The organism is Sphingomicrobium lutaoense (assembly GCF_014195685.1).
GTDB lineage: Bacteria > Pseudomonadota > Alphaproteobacteria > Sphingomonadales > Sphingomonadaceae > Sphingomicrobium > Sphingomicrobium lutaoense.
On sequence record NZ_JACICF010000001.1, the window covers coordinates 810669 to 828762 of the forward strand.

Sequence of the window (18094 nt, forward strand, 5' to 3'; positions counted from 1 at the left end):
TCTGCCGCCCTAAGATGCGGGCGGGCGATAGGCAAGTCAGCCGATGCCGTCGGCCTTGTCGCGCGCGCCGGCGCGGGCTTCGAGCAGGTCGAACAGGCCGCGGTGCTGGAGCAGCAATTGTTCGGCGCCGAAAGCCAGCGCCCGTTCCGGGCCGGGGCCGACGATATGTTCGCGGATGAGCGCGGCGCTGTCATCGTCGCCGGGCAGGATCGATTCGGGGGCGTCCACGCCGACGCGCGCGGCGCAGCGGTCGAGGATTGCGCGGATGACGGGCCAGTCGCCCGTGAGCGCGGTGGCGGCGCCCAATGCGCAGCCCTGGCGTTCGGACTGGGCGAGCGTTTCGACGGCGCGGCGCTGGGCGCGCAGCACCGCTTCGGTTTCATGCGCCCCTGGCGTCGAGGGCAGGGGGCCGACCGCGGCGGTCAGCCGGACGAGGAACAGCCGTTCGCGCTCGAACGCGTCGGCGGCGCCCATCATCCATTCGCGGATCGGACCGGCGGGCGTGGTCGCCAGCGCCAGCTCGATCATGCCGGGATGACGGCCATAGATGCTGCACAGGAGATGCACTGCGTCGGCGAGGTCGCGGGCGGCGCTGGGGCCGTCGGCGGCCTGGAGGTGGAGGGCATGGTCATGGACGCGGCTTCCGTCCGCGGCAATGCGTGCCAGTTGGGTGTCGGCAACGCCCGGCGCGCTCTGATCGACTGCCGCATTTCCCGCCATCAAACCTGCTCCTTCCTGGTGACTTCCGATGATCGCCATCGCTCTAAGCCACAGTCCTTACCCAAGGCGCGTAAAGACGGGGTTTATGCGCCGTTCACTATTTGGTGAGGCAAGTTAATTTCTGGCCCAGATCGGGACATTTTTGCGCGGTCGACCCGCCTGGAGCCGACCGCTTGACCTGCGACCCGTTCAGGCGGCTTCGGAAACCTCGGTCGGCTCGTCGGCGTCGGCCGACGGATCGGCGGGATTGGATGCGACGAGCAGCGGTCCTGTCTCGGCGGCATCGCGACGCGCCGGGAAGAGAAGACGGCTAACCAGAACGACAAGCCCGAGCCCGAGATAGAGCGCGACCATCTGCGCGGGGAACCAGAAGAGCGGCGCGATGAAGGCAAGGCGCAGCCACAGGGGGTTGAAGCCGAAATCCTCGCCAAGGCCCTGGCAGATACCGAGCAGCGTGTCGTTGCGGGTCAGCAAATTCTCTTTCATCGAACGATCCCTTTTCCTCATGCCATGACGCTGGCCATGGCGAGGATGATGCATAGCACGTGCCAAGCGGCGAAAAGCGCAGATAAGAGCGATAATCCCCGTTTCAAGTCGAAACCTAACTATCGGGGATTGGGGAGGTTCCCCAATCGGGTTGGGGAATTACGCCAATCGTCGACGGCGAAGAAAAGGCCGGCCACTCCCGTGAGGAATGACCGGCCCTGTCGTGACGTTGGGTCGATTACTGGTCGAGGAAGCTGCGCATCTTCCGGCTGCGGCTCGGATGCTTGAGCTTGCGGAGCGCCTTGGCCTCGATCTGGCGGATGCGTTCGCGGGTCACGCTGAACTGCTGGCCGACCTCTTCGAGGGTATGGTCGGTGTTCATGCCGATCCCGAAGCGCATACGCAGCACACGTTCTTCGCGTGGCGTAAGGCTGGCGAGGACGCGGGTGACCGTTTCCTTGAGGTTCGACTGGATCGCGGCATCGACCGGGATGACCGCATTCTTGTCTTCGATGAAATCGCCGAGATGCGAATCTTCCTCGTCGCCGATCGGGGTTTCGAGGCTGATCGGTTCCTTGGCGATCTTCATCACCTTGCGAACCTTTTCGAGCGGCATCGAGAGCCGTTCGGCCAGTTCTTCGGGCGTGGGTTCGCGACCCGTTTCGTGCAGGAACTGGCGCGAGGTGCGTACCAGCTTGTTGATCGTTTCGATCATGTGCACGGGGATGCGGATGGTGCGCGCCTGGTCGGCGATCGAGCGGGTGATCGCCTGGCGGATCCACCAGGTCGCATAGGTCGAGAATTTGTAGCCGCGGCGATATTCGAACTTATCGACCGCCTTCATCAGGCCGATATTGCCTTCCTGGATGAGGTCGAGGAACTGCAGGCCGCGATTGGTGTATTTCTTGGCGATCGAAATCACGAGACGCAGGTTCGCCTCGACCATTTCCTTCTTGGCGATGCGCGCTTCGCGTTCGGCCTTCTGGACCTGGTTCACGATACGGCGGAACTCGGGCAGGCTCATGCCGGTAAGCTGGCTGATCTCGGCGATCTCGCCGCGGATGCGCTCGACCGTCTCGGCTTCGCTGGTGGCGAACTTCTTCCACTTGGCGTCGATCTTGGCGACCGTCTTGAGCCACTGGTCGTCGAGCTCGTTGCCTTCATACTGCTTGAGGAAGTCGGCGCGCTTGACCTTGTGCCGTTCGGCGAGGCGCAGCATCTGGCCGCCCAGCGCCATCAGGCGGCGGTTATAGCCGTAGAGCTGATCGACCAGATATTCGATCTTGGCATTGTGGAACTGCACGCTTTCGACGAGCGCGGTGAGTTCGCCCGACAGATTCTGGTAGCGGGTTTCCTTGGCCTTGGGGAATTCGTCCCCGGCCTCGAGAGCCGCCAGCCGTTCGCGCTGCAGCTTGGAGAATTTCTTGTAAAGCGCGGTGATTTCCGCGAACTTTTCGAGAGCGACGGGCTTGAGCGCTTCTTCCATCTGCGCGAGCGAGAGGGTGTTATCCTCTTCTTCTTCCTCGCGCTTGGGGCGGCCGCTGGCGTCGGTCTTGCCTTCTTCGCCTTCTTCGCCTTCTTCTTCGTCGCTGTCGTCGTCATCGTCGGTGATGGTCGGACCGGCATTTTCCTCGCTGATCTCTCCGTCGTCATCCTCTTCTTCGGACTTGGCGAGCTGCTCGGCGCTGGGGCCCTTGGAAATCATCGCTTCGAGATCGAGGATCTCGCGCAGCTGCATGGTTTCCTCGTTGAGGGCGTTCGACCATTCGATAATGGCGTTAAAGGTGATGGGGCTTTCGCAAAGGCCCCAGATCATCGTGTCGCGGCCTGCCTCGATTCGCTTGGCGATGGCGATTTCGCCTTCGCGCGAAAGCAGTTCGACCGCGCCCATTTCGCGCAGATACATGCGCACCGGGTCATCGGTGCGGTCGGCGCGTTCCTTGGTGTTGGTGGTCGCCTTGACCGCTTTGGGGTCTTTCTTGGCGCCGTCCTTCTCGTCGATGGCCTCGACTTCTTCCTCGTCCTCCTCGTCGCTGTCGACGATGTTGACGCCCATCTCGGAGATGGCCGACATGATGTCCTCGATCTGGTCGGGGCTCATCTGGTCGGAGGGCAGCGCCTCGTTGACCTCGTCATAGGTGAGGATGCCGCGGCGTTTGCCACGGGCAATGAGTTTCTTGATCTTCGCGTCGTTGAGGTCGATCAGCGGTTGGTCGCCGTCGTCCGCTTTTGCGTTGTCTTTTTTTGCCATCTTGTGCCGCTTAGTCGCCTATTGCCAGTGATGCCAGCCTGTCGTTCATCTCTGCGCGAGCGGCATGATATTTTTGCTGCTCGGCAAAGGCGTCCGCATCGCCGCCTGCCAGTCGTTTCGTTGCCTCGTCCAATGCCAATTCGATCTCCGCGGTTGCAGCGATCGCCTCGAGAGCCAGGCCCAGGTCCCTCCGCGCCGTCGGGGCATCGGATTCGGGACGCGTGAAACTGAATCCCATCGACGGTCTGGGCGGTCCGCCCAAGCCATCGGCTGCCAATATGGTGGCAATGGCCTCGCGATCAAGCGACTCGCCGGAAAAAGCCGCATCGACGAGCCGGTCGCGGGTCCGCGCGAGCAGCGGATCGGCGATCGGAAGCGCTGCCAGCGTCTCGACACTTTCGGCAATCGCCTCGGGATAGAGTGCATAACCACGGAGCAATGCGGCGACCTGCGGACCGCCGATGCCCACCCGGCTGATGTCCTTGACCGCCGCGCTTGCGGGCGGGGGAGGGGGCGTCCAGCGCCCGCCTTTCTTCTGCCAGCGTGGTGTCGCTGCGCCTTGCCCGCGCCCGAGCAGCGCATCGAAGCGGGCGAGCCATTCTTCTCGGTAAAGTTGCGAGAGGCTGCCGTCCTCGATCGACTTGGCGTGCTGGAAGAGACGTTGCTTGAGGCCGGCGCGCGCTTCGGGCGTGGTGAGCGGCGCCGCATCGCGTTCGTGGCGCCACAGCCTCTCGACCAGCGGTTCGGCCTTGGCGAGCAAGGCTTCGAAGGCTTCCTTGCCGCCTTCCTTGACGAGGTCGTCGGGATCCTTGCCCGTGGGTAGTTCGACGAAAGCGAGGCTGCGCTGCGGGCCGAGCATGGGGAGGGCGCGTTCGGCGGCACGGATCGCGGCGTTCCGTCCGGCGGCATCGCCGTCGAAACAGAGAATGGGCGCATCGCTCAGTCGCCAGAGAAGTTGGAGCTGCCCCTCGGTAAGAGCGGTGCCGAGCGGAGCGACCGCTTCGCCGATCCCCGCCTGGTCGAGAGCGATGACATCCATATAGCCCTCGACGACGAGGATGCGCCCCGATTTGCGGCACGCCGCGGCGGCGAGGTCGAGATTGTAGAGTTGCCGCCCCTTGTCGAAGAGCGGGGTCTCGGGGCTGTTGAGATATTTGGGTTCGCCTTCGCCGATGATGCGGCCGCCGAAAGCGATGGTGCGGCCGCGCGGATCGCGGATCGGGATCATCAGCCGTCCGCGAAAGCGGTCGTAGGGCTCGCGGTCGTCGGGCCGGATGAGCATCCCGCTTTCGATGAGCTTGTCATTGCCGAAACGGGAGAGCGCTGCTTTCAGCTTGCCGCGCGTGTCGGGTGCGAAGCCGAGACCGAACTTGGCGATGGTTTCCTTCGTGAGGCCGCGCCGGTCGAGATAGGCGCGGGCACCCGCACCTTCGATTCCGCCCAGCTGCTCGCGGAACCAGGTGGCGGCGGCTTCGGTGACGTCGACCAGTCCGGCGCGGCGTTCGGCGCGTTCCTGCGCTCGCGGATCGGGGGCGGGGACCTCCATGCCCGCCTTGCCCGCCAATTCCTTGACCGCGTCCATAAAGCCGAGGCCGCGCGCATCGGTAAGATAGCGGATCGCGTCGCCATGCGCGCCGCAACCGAAGCAATGGTAGAACTGCTTCTCGTCATTGACAGTGAAGCTGGGCGTTTTCTCGTTATGGAAGGGGCAGCAGGCCTTATATTCCTTGCCCGCGCGGATGAGCTTCACGTCCTGCCCGATGACCTGGCTGATGCGCGTGCGGGCGCGCAGTTCATCGAGAAAGGCAGGCGAGAGGCTCATCGCCTCTTATTGGCCTGAAAGAGCCGCCTTGGCCATCGCGCTGGCCTTTGCCGGTTCGATTGCCGCGCCGTGACGCGCGCGGATTTCGGCCATCACCTTGCCCATGTCCTTCATCGAGGTGGCGCCGGTGTCGGCGATGACCGCGCGGACCGCGGCATCGGCTTCCTCGTCGCCCAACTGCTTGGGAAGGTAGCGTTCGATGACCGCGATTTCGGCTTCTTCCTGTGCGGCGCGGTCGTCGGCTCCGCCTTTTCGAAACATCTCCGCCGATTCGCGGCGCTGCTTGACCATTTTCTGGAGGACCGCGGTGACATGGGCATCGTCGTCGGCGATTTCCTTGCCGCGCAGTTCGATGTCCTTGTTCTTGATCTCGGATTGAATGAGCCGGATGGTCTGCAAGGCTTCCATCGCCTTGGTCTTCATTGCCTCGATTTGCGCCGCTTTCAACGTATCGCGAATCATGTCGCCTCCGCTCATTTCAGGAAAGATTTCAGTCTAGCCGCAATTTCAATGATTTCACAGCGTTGACCTTGGCTGAAAACCCGCGTAGCCGCTGCGGCTTAGCGACATTGCCGAACCCCTTCAGGAGCAGCCCCTCATGGCCGAGCCGACCCACGCGCGCGCACCCCGTCCCCAGGGCGCAACCGGAGTCATTGTTTTTGCCGACGGGCGAACCATCTGGGGCCAGGGCTTCGGCGCCACCGGCGAAGCGGTGGGCGAGCTTTGCTTCAACACCTCGATGACCGGATACCAGGAAGTGATGACCGACCCTTCCTATGCGCGGCAGGTGATCGCCTTCACCTTCCCCCATATCGGCAATGTCGGATCGAACGAGGAAGATGTCGAGGCAAGCGTCGCCCATGCGCTGGGCGCGATCGTGCGCGAGCCAGTGACGAGCCCGTCCAACTTTCGCTCGACCGTCGATTTCCCCGACTGGATGGCCGAGAACGACCGCATCGGCATCGCCGGGATCGACACCCGCGCGCTGACCCAGCTGGTGCGCCGCGAAGGGCCGCCGACCATCGCCATCGCGCATGACGAGAAGGGCGAATTCGACCTCGACAAGCTGCAGAAGATGGCCGCCGACTGGCCGGGACTGGAAGGCATGGACCTTGCCAAGGAAGTGTCGGCCAAGCAGCTTTTCCAATGGTCCGACGGGGGTTGGGAATTGGGCGAGGGCTATCGGCTCGACCATGCCGATCCCAAGGCGCCGCATGTGGTCGCCATCGATTATGGTGCCAAGCGCAACATCTTCCGTAATCTCGTCGAAGCGGGGGCGCGGGTGACGGTGGTGCCCGCCGATGCGAGCTTCGAGGACATCATGAAGCATGAACCCGACGGCTTCTTCCTGTCGAACGGGCCGGGCGATCCGGCGGCGACGGGCGAATATGCCATTCCGGTGATCCGGCAGCTATTGGAAACGGGCAAGCCACTGTTCGGCATCTGCCTCGGGCACCAGCTGCTTGCGCTCGCGGTGGGGGGCAAGACCGCGAAGATGTTCCAGGGGCATCGCGGGGCCAACCATCCGGTGCAGCGCTGCGAGGACGGCGCGGTCGAGATCACCAGCATGAACCATGGCTTTGCCGTGATGCGCGAAGGCCTGCCGAACACGGTCCGGGAAACGCATGTCAGCCTGTTCGACGACAGCAATTGCGGCATCGAGCTGACCGACCGTCCCGCCTTCAGCGTCCAATATCATCCCGAGGCGAGCCCGGGGCCGATGGATAGCTTCTATCTCTTTGAAAAATTTGTTGGGATGATGAAATAAATGCCCGCACGCACTGACATTTCCTCCATCCTCGTCATCGGCGCCGGTCCCATTGTCATCGGGCAGGCGGCGGAGTTCGATTATTCGGGTAGCCAGGCGATCAAGGCGCTCCAGGAAGAGGGCTATCGCGTCATCGTGGTCAACTCCAACCCGGCGACCATCATGACCGACCCGGGCATGGCCGATGCCACCTATGTCGAGCCAATCACGCCGCGGGTGGTCGAAAAAATCATCGAGAAGGAAAAGCCCGATGCGGTGTTGCCCACCATGGGCGGCCAGACTGCGCTTAACTGCGCGCTCTCGCTCAACAAGCTGGGCATCCTCGAGAAGCACAACGTCAAGCTGATCGGCGCGCAGGCCGAGGCGATCGACAAGGCCGAGGACCGCGAGAAGTTCAAGGCGGCGATGGACAAGATCGGGCTGGAAAGCCCGCGTAGCGCGATCGCCCATACGATGGACGAGGCGTGGGAGGTGCTCGAGGATATCGGGCTTCCCGCGATCATCCGGCCGAGCTTCACGCTGGGCGGCACCGGCGGGGGCGTTGCCTATAACCGCGAGGAATTCGAGAACATCGTCAAGGGCGGGCTCGACGCCTCGCCGACCGACGAAGTGCTGATCGAGGAAAGCGTTCTCGGCTGGAAGGAATATGAGATGGAAGTCGTGCGCGACCGCGCCGACAATGCCATCATCGTCTGCTCGATCGAGAATGTCGATCCGATGGGCGTCCATACCGGCGACAGCATCACCGTCGCCCCGGCGCTGACGCTCACCGACAAGGAATATCAGCGGATGCGGTCGGCCTCGATCGCGGTGCTGCGCGAAATCGGGGTCGAGACCGGCGGGTCGAACGTCCAGTTCGCGGTCAATCCTAAGGATGGCCGCATGGTGGTGATCGAGATGAACCCGCGCGTGTCGCGTTCCTCGGCGCTGGCGTCCAAGGCGACGGGATTCCCGATCGCGCGCGTCGCAGCCAAGCTGGCGGTAGGCTATACGCTCGACGAGATTTCCAACGACATCACCGGCGGCGCGACGCCCGCGAGCTTCGAGCCGACGATCGATTATGTCGTCACCAAGATCCCGCGCTTCGCCTTCGAGAAGTTCGCGGGCACGCCGCCGCTGCTTTCCACCGCGATGAAGTCGGTGGGTGAAGTCATGGCGATCGGGCGCAACTTCGCCGAGAGCCTCCAGAAGGCATTGCGCGGCACCGAAACGGGGCTGACCGGCCTCGACCGCGTGCCCGAGCTGGATGGTGCGAGCGAAGCCGAAATCGAGAATGCGCTGGGGCGGGCGACGCCCTTCCGCATCCTTGCTGCTGCCGAGGCGCTCAGGCAGGGTTTCAGCGTCGAACGGGTCCACCAGATCAGCCATTTCGATCCCTGGTTCCTCGAGCGGTTCGCGGAGATTGTCGCGGCCGAGAACGAGGTGCGCGAGAATGGCCTGCCGCAGAGCGCGGCGAACATGCGCCGCTTGAAGGCGATGGGCTTTTCCGATGCGCGGCTTGCCGAACTGGCGGCGCATTCGCTCCATGCCAGCCTTGGCGAGACCAAGAAGGAAGGTTCGGGCGTCGTCCATGATGCAATGCGCGCCATGGCGGGCGGGGTGAACGAGCGCGAAGTGCGCGCCCATCGCCGCAAGCTGGGCGTGCGCCCGGTGTTCAAGCGCATCGACAGCTGTGCCGCCGAGTTCGATGCGGTCACGCCCTACATGTATTCGACCTATGAAGCGCCGCTGTTCGGCGAGCCCGAGGACGAGGCCAATGTCTCGGACCGCGAGAAGATCGTGATCCTCGGCGGCGGGCCCAACCGTATCGGGCAGGGGATTGAGTTCGACTATTGTTGCGTCCATGCCGCTTACGCCCTCGGGCGGATGCGCGGTGAGGAGGCCGGCGAGGACCAGGGCGAGGGCCATGAAGTCATCATGGTCAACTGCAATCCCGAGACCGTCTCGACCGACCCCGACACCTCTGACCGCCTCTATTTCGAGCCGCTGACCGCCGAGGATGTCCTCGAGATCATCGAGACCGAGCGCGAGGCAGGCAGCCTGAAGGGCGTGATCGTGCAGCTGGGCGGGCAGACCCCGCTCAAGCTGGCGGCAGACCTAGAGGAGGATGGCGTTCCCATCCTGGGCACCGATCCCGACAGCATCGATCTGGCCGAGGATCGCGAGCGCTTTGCCGCACTGGTGAACAAGCTGGGCCTCACTCAGCCCGAGAATGGCATTGCGCGCAGCCGCGATGAAGCGGTCGCGGTGGCCGAGAAGATCGGATATCCGGTGCTCCTGCGGCCGAGCTATGTGCTGGGCGGGCGCGCGATGGAAGTGGTCGATGGCCCCGCGCAGCTTGACCATTATATCAATACCGCAGTGCAGGTCTCGGGGTCGTCGCCCGTGCTGATCGACCGCTATCTGCGCGACGCCATCGAAGTCGATGTCGATGCAATCTGCGACGGGGATAATGTCGCGGTGACCGGCATTCTCCAGCATATCGAGGAAGCGGGCGTCCATTCGGGCGACAGCGCCTGTTCGATTCCGCCGTTCAGCCTGCCGCCGCGCACAATCGCCGAGATTGAGCGCCAGACCGAAGCGCTGGGCAAGGCGCTCAAGGTGAGGGGGCTGATGAACGTCCAATATGCGGTGAAGGGTGACGTCATCTACCTCATCGAGGTCAATCCGCGCGCGAGCCGCACGGTGCCCTTCGTCGCCAAGGCGATCGGCCGGCCCATCGCCAAGATCGCCGCCAAGGTGATGGCGGGGGCGAAGCTGGCCGAGTTCGAACCCATCGACCGCAGGATCGACCATTTCGCGATTAAGGAGCCGGTGTTCCCCTTCGCGCGCTTCCCGGGCACCGATCCGGTCTTGGGACCGGAAATGAAGTCCACCGGCGAAGTCATGGGAATCGCAGCCAGTTTCGATGCTGCCTTTGCCAAGGCGCAGCTTGGCGAGGGAACGCGGCTACCCAAGTCGGGATGCGTCTTCATCTCGGTCAAGGAAAGCGACAAGGACCAGATTCTCGCGCCCGCCCAGATGCTGGATGCCGAGGGGTTCAAGATCATCGCCACCGATGGCACGGCGGCCTTCCTGTCCGATCACGGCGTGCGCGTCGAGGCGGTGAACAAGGTCGCGCAAGGCCGCCCCCATATCGTCGACAAGATCAAGGACGGGGCGGTGCAGCTGGTCTTCAACACCACCGAGGGTTGGCAGTCACTGAAGGACAGCCAGGCGATCCGCGAAGCCGCGCTCAAGAACCATGTGCCTTATTTCACGACCGTGGGCGCAAGTGCGGTGGTGGCGAGGATCATCGGCAAGGCCGATCCGGAGACTCTTGAAGTTCGGTCGCTTCAGTCCTATTATTCCGGCACCTGAACTATCCACCACAACCGGTCCGCCATGCGCTCCCATAAGGGGGCGGTGGGCAGGTTTTGACAAAGGAATTATTGGCGATGGCAACCGAAAAAGTGCCCATGCTGGCAGAAGGCCACCGCAAATTGTCGGATGAAGTGCGCCGACTGAAGACAATCGAACGCCCCGCGGTCATCGACGCGATCGAGGAAGCGCGGGCGCATGGCGACCTGTCGGAAAATGCCGAATATCACGCCGCCAAGGAGCGGCAGGGCCAGATCGAGGCAATGATCGCCGACATCGAGGACCGGCTGAGCCGCGCGATGGTGATCGACCCCGCCGAACTGTCGGGCGACAAGGTCGTGTTCGGCGCGACTGTCCAGCTTCTCGACGAGGACGACAACAAGAAGGTCTATCAGCTGGTCGGCGAAACCGAGGCCGACGCTTCGGCGGGCCGGATCAGCTATAATTCGCCGCTGGCCCGCGCGCTTATCGGGCGCACGGTCGGTGACGAAGTCGAAGTCACCACCCCTGCGGGCGACCGCTATTACGAAATCGCCAAGGTGGAATTCAAATAGGCATGTGGGCCGGCGCCACCCGGACGGTCACTTTCTGGATCGCGGTCCTGACCGTCCTCGCCAGCGTCCTGGTGCTGGCTGCCGGCCTTCTTCCCGAAGCCGCGATGCGCGGGGGGATGATCCCTGTCCGGCTTTCGGGGTTGGCTGACCTGCCGGGCGCGCTTCCCGCCTGGCTCACGCCCTTGTCGGCGACGCTGTTGCACGGCGATTATGTGCACCTCATCTCCAACCTGCTCATCCTCCTATGGTGCGGGATGTCGGTCGAGCGGATCCTCGGCAAGCTCCACCTTGTTCTCATCTATCTCGTCGGGGCTTATGCGTCGGGGGTCGCGCAATGGCTCACCGAGCCTGAAGGGCTCGTGCCGATGGTGGGTGCCTCGGGCGCGGTGAGTGCGGTGCTGGGGGCCTATGCGCTGGCGTTCAGCGCGCCCAAGGCCTTCACCCGTTCGCCCGCGCTCAATCGCCTCATCAATGCGGCATGGCTGCTGGCCTTCTGGGTGTTTCTCCAGTGGGCGATCGACCTGTTGGGGAATAGCGGGGGGCCGCAGATCGCGACTGCCGCCCATGTCGGCGGGTTCGTCGCGGGGATGGCGATGTTCACACCGCTTTTAATCTGGAAATACCGCCGCGCCTGACGACAGGCGCAGCGGCATCATTCCTGCGGTGCGCCGTTAGTCGGCGGGCTGTTCGGCCTCGACGTCCACCTCGGGTTCGAGGAGGCGGTGCAGATGGACCACCACATATTTCATCTCGGCATCGTCGACGGTGCGCTGCGCACAGCCGCGCCAAGCCTCTTCGGCGGCGGCATAATTGTCGTAGAGACCCACGAGATCGATCGATTCGAGGTCGGTGAATTCAAGGCCACGCGGGTCTTTCACCCGGCCGCCGAAAACCAAATGAAGCTTGCTCATGGGCGGCCCGCTAGCAGCATTTTGCCGTTTTGCGAAGCCGCCATGAGACGCGTCACTTCTTGACGGCCTGCGTCGCCGCGTCGGCCGAACGGCGAGCGGCGCTGCCAAGGCCCTTCACGACGTCGCGAACCACATTCTCGGCCGCGCTGGTGGTGATGCCCTTTTCCTCGAGGGTCGATTTGCCGGCGTCGCGAGCTGCATCATAGGCGCTGTGGGCGCGCTGGTTGAGCTTGGTGCCGACGTCAGACAGGGCCTTTTTCTCGCGTTCGCTGCGGGGCAGGAGCGCGCCGAGGATCATCCCCAGCGCAAGGCCGCCACCCAGGGCGAGGAGCGGGGATTCCTGGATGCCTTCGCCGGTCTTCGCTTTTGCATTACGCGCGCTCGAACGGCTCGAGTCATAAGCGGCAATCGCCTTTTCACGGGCGGTGCCATAGGCCGCCGCGGTCTTGTCGCGGGCACCGTCATAGGCATCGCCCATCTTTTCGCGTGCCGCGCGTGCGGTTTCGCTCATCTTTTCCTGTGCCTGCTTGGCTTTGTCCTTGACGCTCATTTGACCTTCTCCACTTTCCTTTTCTCTTGCTTGGGGGTGACGCGCTTGGCCATGCGGGCCACCGCGACGGGGCTTTCGGGGGCACTCATCTCGAGCTTTTCATCGGCGAGCCTCGCGGCCTTTTCGTCATGGTCCGACGTCACGCGCTGATAGGCATTGCTGGCGAGGCGGGAGACGGGCTTGCGCGCCATGAACAGCGTCGCGGCGGCAATCGCCCCGCCGACCAGCCAGGGCCGGTTGCGCGCCGCGACGGTGGCTTCCTGCGCGATGCGTTCGGCCTTGTTCTTGGTCGCTTCCCAGACCTGGTCGGCGACCAGATCGGGGGCGAGCCGGCGCTTGGCTTCGCCGATCGCGAGCTTGGTGCTGTGCATCAGCTGCGCGCGCTTGGCCTCCACATTGTTCTGGGCGGCGATCACTCGGGGATCGGTCTTCATTCGATATTCTCCAGTGAAGACTTGGCCCACATGGCCAGTCCGCCCGCAATTGCGAGGGCGATGAGAGTGGCGATCAGCCCGCCGCCAAGCGGGCCGATCAGCGTTGCCAATGCCGCACCGATCGTGAGTATGAGCGCAACGACGCCCGCGATCGCGAACAGCAGCGCCGCGCCCAACAGGATCGCGGGCCGGCGATAGCGGTTGGCATGGCTGAGCGCCTTGACCTTGGCGAGTTCTACCTCGGCCTCGGCCAGTTCGCGGGCGTCTGCCACCACCTTGCCCAGCATGTCGCCGATGCCCTTGTCGGCATCGAACTGCTGCGGATCCTCGCTCTTGTCCAGCATCCGGCCTCGACTAGCGATCGCTGGTCTTTTCGGCGTCGAGACCCGACTGGATCAGTCGGGCGATCGCGAAGCCGACGATGGCCGCGCCAGCGAGGGCAACGCCTGGGCTCTTGCGGACGAATTCGCGGGTGTCGTCGATCAGCTCGTCGGGATCCTTGGTCGCCAGCTTGCGCGAGGTATCGTCGAGATAGCTCGCGGCCTTGCGGGCATAGTCGCCATATTCGGCACCCAGATTTTCATCGAGGCCCGAAGCCGTGTCGCTCACCAGCTTGGCGATATTGCCGACCGCTTCGCTTGATTTGACGAGGCCGTCGCCGACCATTCCGCGCGCCTTTCCGGCGGCCTCGGTCGCGACCTTCTTCTGGCCTTCCTTGATCTTGGCGACTGCCTTGTCCTTGGCGGTGGGCTGGACGACTTCCGATTGGGATGTCGTCGTGCCGCTGCCGGTGGTGGCGGTGGTGCCGGTGGTGTCCGTCATGTTGCCCGTGGTCGATGCCCCCGGAACGATCTGGTCGGTGCCTTCCGGCAGTTTCGTTTTTTCGGTAACCATTCGCTTTCCTCCATTCTTATCCCACCAACCCAATATACCCGCAGTCGTTCCGGTCCTTCAGATGGAAAGTTGCACGTCCTGACGCGTCCTTCTAGGGGCATGGGCGAAGCTACCATGTCATTCGTAGAAAAAGGCCTCGATTCCATGACTGCAATCGTCGACATCCATGCCCGCCAGATCCTCGACAGCCGGGGCAATCCCACGGTCGAGGTCGATGTGACGCTCGAGGATGGGTCGATGGGCCGGGCCGCGGTGCCGTCGGGCGCTTCGACGGGCGCGCATGAAGCGGTCGAACTTCGCGATGGCGATGGTGCGCGCTGGATGGGCAAAGGCGTGTCCAAGGCAGTGGCCGCGGTCAATGGCCGGATTGCCGATGAGCTCCTTGGCTATGAGGCCGAGGACCAGGCCGGTCTCGACGCCGCGATGATCGAACTGGATGGCAGCGACAACAAGGGCAAGCTGGGCGCCAACGCCATTCTGGGCGTGAGCCTGGCAATCGCGCGAGCGGCGGCCGAAGCCCGGGCGCTTCCGCTTTACCGCTATGTCGGCGGAGTGGGGGCGAGCCTGCTTCCGGTGCCGATGATGAACATTCTGAATGGCGGCGCCCATGCCGACAATCCCATCGATTTCCAGGAATTCATGGTCATGCCGGTGGGTGCGTCGAGCTTTTCCGAAGGGCTGCGCTGCGGCACCGAGATTTTCCATGCATTGAAGTCGGCGCTGTCGGCCAAGGGGCTGTCGACCGCAGTGGGTGACGAAGGCGGCTTTGCCCCGGCGATCGGATCGTCGCGCGAAGCGCTCGACCTCATTGGCGAAGCGACCCGCGAGGCAGGCTATTCGCTGGGCGATGACGTCATGATCGCGCTCGATTGCGCTTCGACCGAATTCTTCAAGGACGGAAAATATGTGCTTGAAGGCGAGGGGCGAAGCCTGTTGCCCGAAGAGATGGCCGAGGAACTGGCAGCGCTGTGCAAGGCCTATCCGATCGCCTCGATCGAGGATGGCATGGGCGAAGACGATTTCGCGGGCTGGAAGCTCCTCACCGACATGATCGGTGACACCGTGCAGCTGGTCGGCGACGACCTGTTCGTCACCAATCCCAAGCGGCTTGCCAAGGGGATCGATGACGGGCTCGCCAATTCGATCCTCGTGAAGGTCAACCAGATCGGGACATTGAGCGAAACGATCGAGGCGGTGCGGATGGCGCAGGGCGCGGGCTATACCGCGGTGATGAGCCACCGGTCGGGCGAGACCGAGGATTCGACCATCGCCGATCTCGCGGTCGCGCTCGATTGCGGACAGATCAAGACCGGCAGCCTGGCCCGTTCGGACCGGACCGCCAAATACAACCAGCTCCTGCGCATCGAGGAAGAGCTGGGCAGCACGGCGCGCTACGCCGGTCGTTCGGCGCTAAAAGTCGGGAAATAAGGCGAAATCGCTTGCGTGGGCGCGGGCTTTCTGATTCTATGGAATTCATGGGAATGGGGCGCAAGACAATCGGGATGCTTCGCCGGGCAATGGTGCCCGCGCTGGCGACGGTCGTGATCGGCAATTTTGCCGGTTATGCGGTGGCGGGCGATAATGGCCTCCTTGCCTGGGGCGGCTATTACCGGGACCATGAGGAGCGGCAGGCCGAACTCGATGCGCTCAAGGAAGAACGCGACCGGCTCAAGCATCGCTCGGCGCTTCTCGATCCGCGCAAGGCCGATCCCGACATGGCCGAGGAACTGGTGCGCAAGGACCTGGGCCTGGTGCGCGACGACGAAATCATCATCCCGCTCGACTGAAGTCGGCCAAAGTCAAATCGGCGGATTGCCAATTCCGTAACGTCACCCTTATAGAGCGGCTCGCACAACAGGAGACAGGTCACCGTGGCGCGTACCGCGAAGCAAAAGACGTCCTCGAAAAAGGCGCAGCCGCCGCTCGGAAACAAGGAGCGTCCGCCCGAACCCAAACGCTACAAGGCGTCGAAAGAAGAACTGCTCGATTTCTACAAGCAGATGCTTCTCATTCGTCGCTTCGAGGAGCGGGCAGGGCAGCTTTACGGTCTCGGCCTCATCGGTGGTTTCTGCCATCTCTACATCGGGCAGGAAGCGGTCGCGGTGGGCCTGCAGAGCGCGATGACCGTCGGCAAGGACAGCGTCATCACAGGCTATCGCGACCATGGGCACATGCTGGCCTATGGCATCGATCCCAAGGTCATCATGGCCGAACTGACGGGCCGCGAAGCAGGCATTTCGCGCGGCAAGGGCGGCTCGATGCACATGTTCAGCGTCGAGCATGGCTTTTACGGCGGTCATGGCATCGTGGGGGCGCAGGTGTCGCTCGGCACCGGTCTCGCCTTCAAGCATAAATATGCCGACGACGGCGGAGTGAACCTCGCCTATTTCGGCGATGGTGCGGCGAACCAGGGCCAGGTCTATGAAAGCTTCAACATGGCGGAGCTCTGGAACCTGCCGATCATCTACGCCATCGAGAACAACCATTATGCGATGGGCACCAGCGTCGAGCGATCGGCATCGGAGCCCGATTTTTACAAGCGCGGCGAAAGCTTCCAGATTCCCGGCATCCAGGTCGATGGCATGGACGTGCTGGCGGTGCGCGGTGCGGCCGAAGTCGCGCTCGAATGGACTCGCTCGGGCAAGGGGCCGATCATCCTCGAGCTCAAGACCTATCGCTATCGCGGCCATTCGATGAGCGATCCGGCCAAATATCGCACCCGCGAGGAAGTCGACAGCTACAAGAAGGAAAAGGATCCGATCGAGCGGATCAAGGCCGAACTCGAAAAGGCCGGGGTTGCCGAGGAAGAGCTCAAGGCAACCGACAAGGAAATCAAGGACATCATGGTCGAAGCTGCCAAGTTTGCCGAAGAAACGCCGGAGCCTGATCCCTCCGAACTCTACACCGATGTTCTGGTGGAGGAATATTGATGGCGAGCGAACTGAAGATGCCGGCGCTGTCGCCCACGATGGAAGAGGGCACGCTGGCCAAGTGGCTCGTCAAGGAAGGCGACCAGATCAACGCCGGTGACATTCTTGCCGAGATCGAGACCGACAAGGCGACGATGGAATTTGAAGCCGTTGACGAAGGGGTTCTTCTGAAGATCCTTGTCGATGAAGGCACCGACAATGTCGCCGTGGGCAGCGCCATCGCGATCATCGGCGAAGAGGGCGAAGATGCGGGCGATGTCGAATCTGCAGCGCCCGAAGCCGAGCCGGTCGAGGACGTACCGGGCGAAGGCAAGGATGTCGGCCGCGAGGAAAGCGAGGCCGAGCTGACCAAGGTCGATGCCAAGCCGCGCGTCACCCATGTCGATGCCGACCTTCCCGAAGGCACCCAAATGGTCTCGACCAGCGTTCGCGAAGCATTGCGCGATGCCATGGCCGAGGAAATGCGCAAGGACGAGCGCGTCTTCGTGATGGGCGAGGAAGTCGCGCAATATCAGGGCGCCTACAAGGTGACCCAGGGCCTGCTTGACGAATTTGGCGAAAAACGCGTCATCGACACGCCGATTACCGAATATGGCTTTGCCGGCGTTGGTTCGGGCGCGGCGATGGGCGGACTGCGCCCGGTCATCGAATTCATGACCTTCAACTTCGCCATGCAGGCGATCGACCACATCATCAATTCGGCGGCCAAGACCAATTATATGTCGGGCGGCCAGATGCGCTGTCCGATCGTGTTCCGCGGTCCCAATGGCGCAGCGAGCCGCGTGGCGGCGCAGCACAGCCAGAATTACGGGCCCTGGTATGCCAGCGTTCCGGGCCTGGTCGTCATTTCGCCTTATACCGCGGCGGATGCCAAGGGCTTGCTCAAGGCAGCGATCCGGTCCGAGGATCCGGTGGTCTTCCTCGAAAACGAACTGCTTTATGGCGAGAAGTTCGACGTGCCCGACGTGGAGGATTATGTCCTGCCGATCGGCAAGGCGCGCATCGCCCGTGAAGGCAGCGACGTGACGCTCGTTTCCTATTCGATCGGGGTGGGCGTAGCCCTGGAAGCCGCCGAGACGCTGGCCGAGGATGGAATCGAAGCCGAGGTGATCGATCTTCGCACGCTTCGTCCGCTCGATACCGCGACGGTGCTCAACAGCCTTTCCAAGACCAATCGCATGGTCGTGGTCGAGGAAGGCTGGCCGGCCTGCTCGATCGCCTCGGAAATCATGGCCGTGGCGATGGAAGAGGGCTTCGACGATCTCGATGCGCCGGTGCTTCGCGTCACCAACGAGGACGTGCCCTTGCCCTATGCCGCCAATCTCGAGAAGCTCGCGCTGGTCAAGCCCGAAGCGGTGGTCGAGGCGGCGCGGAAGGTGAGCTATCGCTGAAGGCGACCTGACGCCTGACCGGG

18 protein-coding genes are annotated in these 18094 nt (G+C 63.3%); 8 read left to right on the top strand and 10 right to left on the bottom strand.

What is annotated here, in order from left to right; translation table 11 throughout:
- Window positions 1-36: 36 nt before the first annotated feature.
- From FHS50_RS03780 to FHS50_RS03800, 5 genes are all read right to left on the bottom strand, one after another.
- Window positions 37-720: a DUF6975 family protein gene (locus FHS50_RS03780; RefSeq protein ID WP_183933046.1), complete on the bottom strand. Its 684-nt coding sequence runs from the start codon at window positions 718-720 to the stop codon at window positions 37-39.
- Window positions 721-909: 189 nt separating this feature from the next.
- Window positions 910-1206: a PspC domain-containing protein gene (locus FHS50_RS03785; RefSeq protein WP_183933047.1), complete on the bottom strand. Its 297-nt coding sequence runs from the start codon at window positions 1204-1206 to the stop codon at window positions 910-912.
- 238 nt (window positions 1207-1444) lie between these two features.
- The gene (gene rpoD / locus FHS50_RS03790) at window positions 1445-3457 is read right to left on the bottom strand and encodes an RNA polymerase sigma factor RpoD (protein ID WP_183933048.1); all 2013 of its coding nucleotides are present in this window, start codon (window positions 3455-3457) and stop codon (window positions 1445-1447) included.
- A 10-nt stretch (window positions 3458-3467) separates the two neighbouring features.
- The gene (gene dnaG, locus FHS50_RS03795; RefSeq protein ID WP_183933049.1) at window positions 3468-5279 is read right to left on the bottom strand and encodes a DNA primase; all 1812 of its coding nucleotides are present in this window, start codon (window positions 5277-5279) and stop codon (window positions 3468-3470) included.
- A gap of 6 nt (window positions 5280-5285) precedes the next feature.
- Window positions 5286-5741, bottom strand: coding sequence for a GatB/YqeY domain-containing protein (locus FHS50_RS03800; RefSeq protein ID WP_183933877.1), 456 nt, complete (start codon window positions 5739-5741; stop codon window positions 5286-5288).
- A 136-nt stretch (window positions 5742-5877) separates the two neighbouring features.
- Here FHS50_RS03800 and carA point away from each other — a divergent pair, with 136 nt between their 5' ends.
- From carA to FHS50_RS03820, 4 genes are all read left to right on the top strand, one after another.
- The gene (gene carA / locus FHS50_RS03805; RefSeq protein WP_183933050.1) at window positions 5878-7047 is read left to right on the top strand and encodes a glutamine-hydrolyzing carbamoyl-phosphate synthase small subunit; all 1170 of its coding nucleotides are present in this window, start codon (window positions 5878-5880) and stop codon (window positions 7045-7047) included.
- Window positions 7048-10407, top strand: a complete 3360-nt coding sequence (carB, locus tag FHS50_RS03810) for a carbamoyl-phosphate synthase large subunit (RefSeq protein ID WP_183933051.1) — start codon at window positions 7048-7050, stop codon at window positions 10405-10407.
- Window positions 10408-10484: 77 nt separating this feature from the next.
- The gene (gene greA / locus FHS50_RS03815; protein ID WP_183933052.1) at window positions 10485-10961 is read left to right on the top strand and encodes a transcription elongation factor GreA; all 477 of its coding nucleotides are present in this window, start codon (window positions 10485-10487) and stop codon (window positions 10959-10961) included.
- A gap of 2 nt (window positions 10962-10963) precedes the next feature.
- Window positions 10964-11596, top strand: a complete 633-nt coding sequence (locus tag FHS50_RS03820; RefSeq protein ID WP_183933053.1) for a rhomboid family intramembrane serine protease — start codon at window positions 10964-10966, stop codon at window positions 11594-11596.
- Window positions 11597-11632: 36 nt separating this feature from the next.
- Here the strand turns inward: FHS50_RS03820 and FHS50_RS03825 are convergent, their stop codons facing one another.
- Genes FHS50_RS03825 through FHS50_RS03845 form a run of 5 tightly spaced genes read right to left on the bottom strand, consistent with a single transcriptional unit; the run spans window position 11633 to window position 13750 of the window.
- Window positions 11633-11872 carry a DUF4170 domain-containing protein gene (locus FHS50_RS03825; protein WP_183933054.1) on the bottom strand — a complete coding sequence of 80 codons (240 nt, stop codon included), beginning with the start codon at window positions 11870-11872 and terminating at the stop codon, window positions 11633-11635.
- Window positions 11873-11924: 52 nt separating this feature from the next.
- Entirely contained in the window at window positions 11925-12422 is a 498-nt protein-coding gene (locus FHS50_RS03830) for a DUF883 family protein (RefSeq protein ID WP_183933055.1), read from the bottom strand.
- Window positions 12419-12856, bottom strand: a complete 438-nt coding sequence (locus FHS50_RS03835) for a hypothetical protein (protein ID WP_183933056.1) — start codon at window positions 12854-12856, stop codon at window positions 12419-12421. The genes FHS50_RS03830 and FHS50_RS03835 overlap by 4 nt, the downstream gene beginning before the upstream one ends.
- On the bottom strand, window positions 12853-13200 hold the full coding sequence (locus tag FHS50_RS03840) for a phage holin family protein (RefSeq protein ID WP_183933057.1): 348 nt from the start codon (window positions 13198-13200) through the stop codon (window positions 12853-12855). The genes FHS50_RS03835 and FHS50_RS03840 overlap by 4 nt, the downstream gene beginning before the upstream one ends.
- A 10-nt stretch (window positions 13201-13210) precedes the next feature.
- A complete protein-coding gene (locus FHS50_RS03845; RefSeq protein ID WP_183933058.1) occupies window positions 13211-13750 on the bottom strand; it encodes a hypothetical protein in 540 nt (179 codons plus the stop codon).
- Window positions 13751-13894: 144 nt separating this feature from the next.
- On the opposite strand from FHS50_RS03845, the gene eno reads away from it, so the two are divergent.
- From eno to FHS50_RS03865, 4 genes are all read left to right on the top strand, one after another.
- Window positions 13895-15178 (top strand): phosphopyruvate hydratase, encoded by a 1284-nt coding sequence (gene eno, locus FHS50_RS03850; RefSeq protein WP_183933059.1) that lies wholly within the window; start codon window positions 13895-13897, stop codon window positions 15176-15178.
- Between the two features lie 53 nt (window positions 15179-15231).
- A complete protein-coding gene (locus FHS50_RS03855; protein WP_246332944.1) occupies window positions 15232-15537 on the top strand; it encodes an FtsB family cell division protein in 306 nt (101 codons plus the stop codon).
- A gap of 84 nt (window positions 15538-15621) precedes the next feature.
- Window positions 15622-16680 (top strand): pyruvate dehydrogenase (acetyl-transferring) E1 component subunit alpha, encoded by a 1059-nt coding sequence (pdhA, locus tag FHS50_RS03860; protein ID WP_183933060.1) that lies wholly within the window; start codon window positions 15622-15624, stop codon window positions 16678-16680.
- Complete coding sequence (locus FHS50_RS03865; RefSeq protein WP_183933061.1) at window positions 16680-18071, top strand: pyruvate dehydrogenase complex E1 component subunit beta; 1392 nt, start codon at window positions 16680-16682, stop codon at window positions 18069-18071. Before pdhA ends, FHS50_RS03865 begins: the two co-directional genes overlap by 1 nt.
- Window positions 18072-18094: the final 23 nt, after the last annotated feature.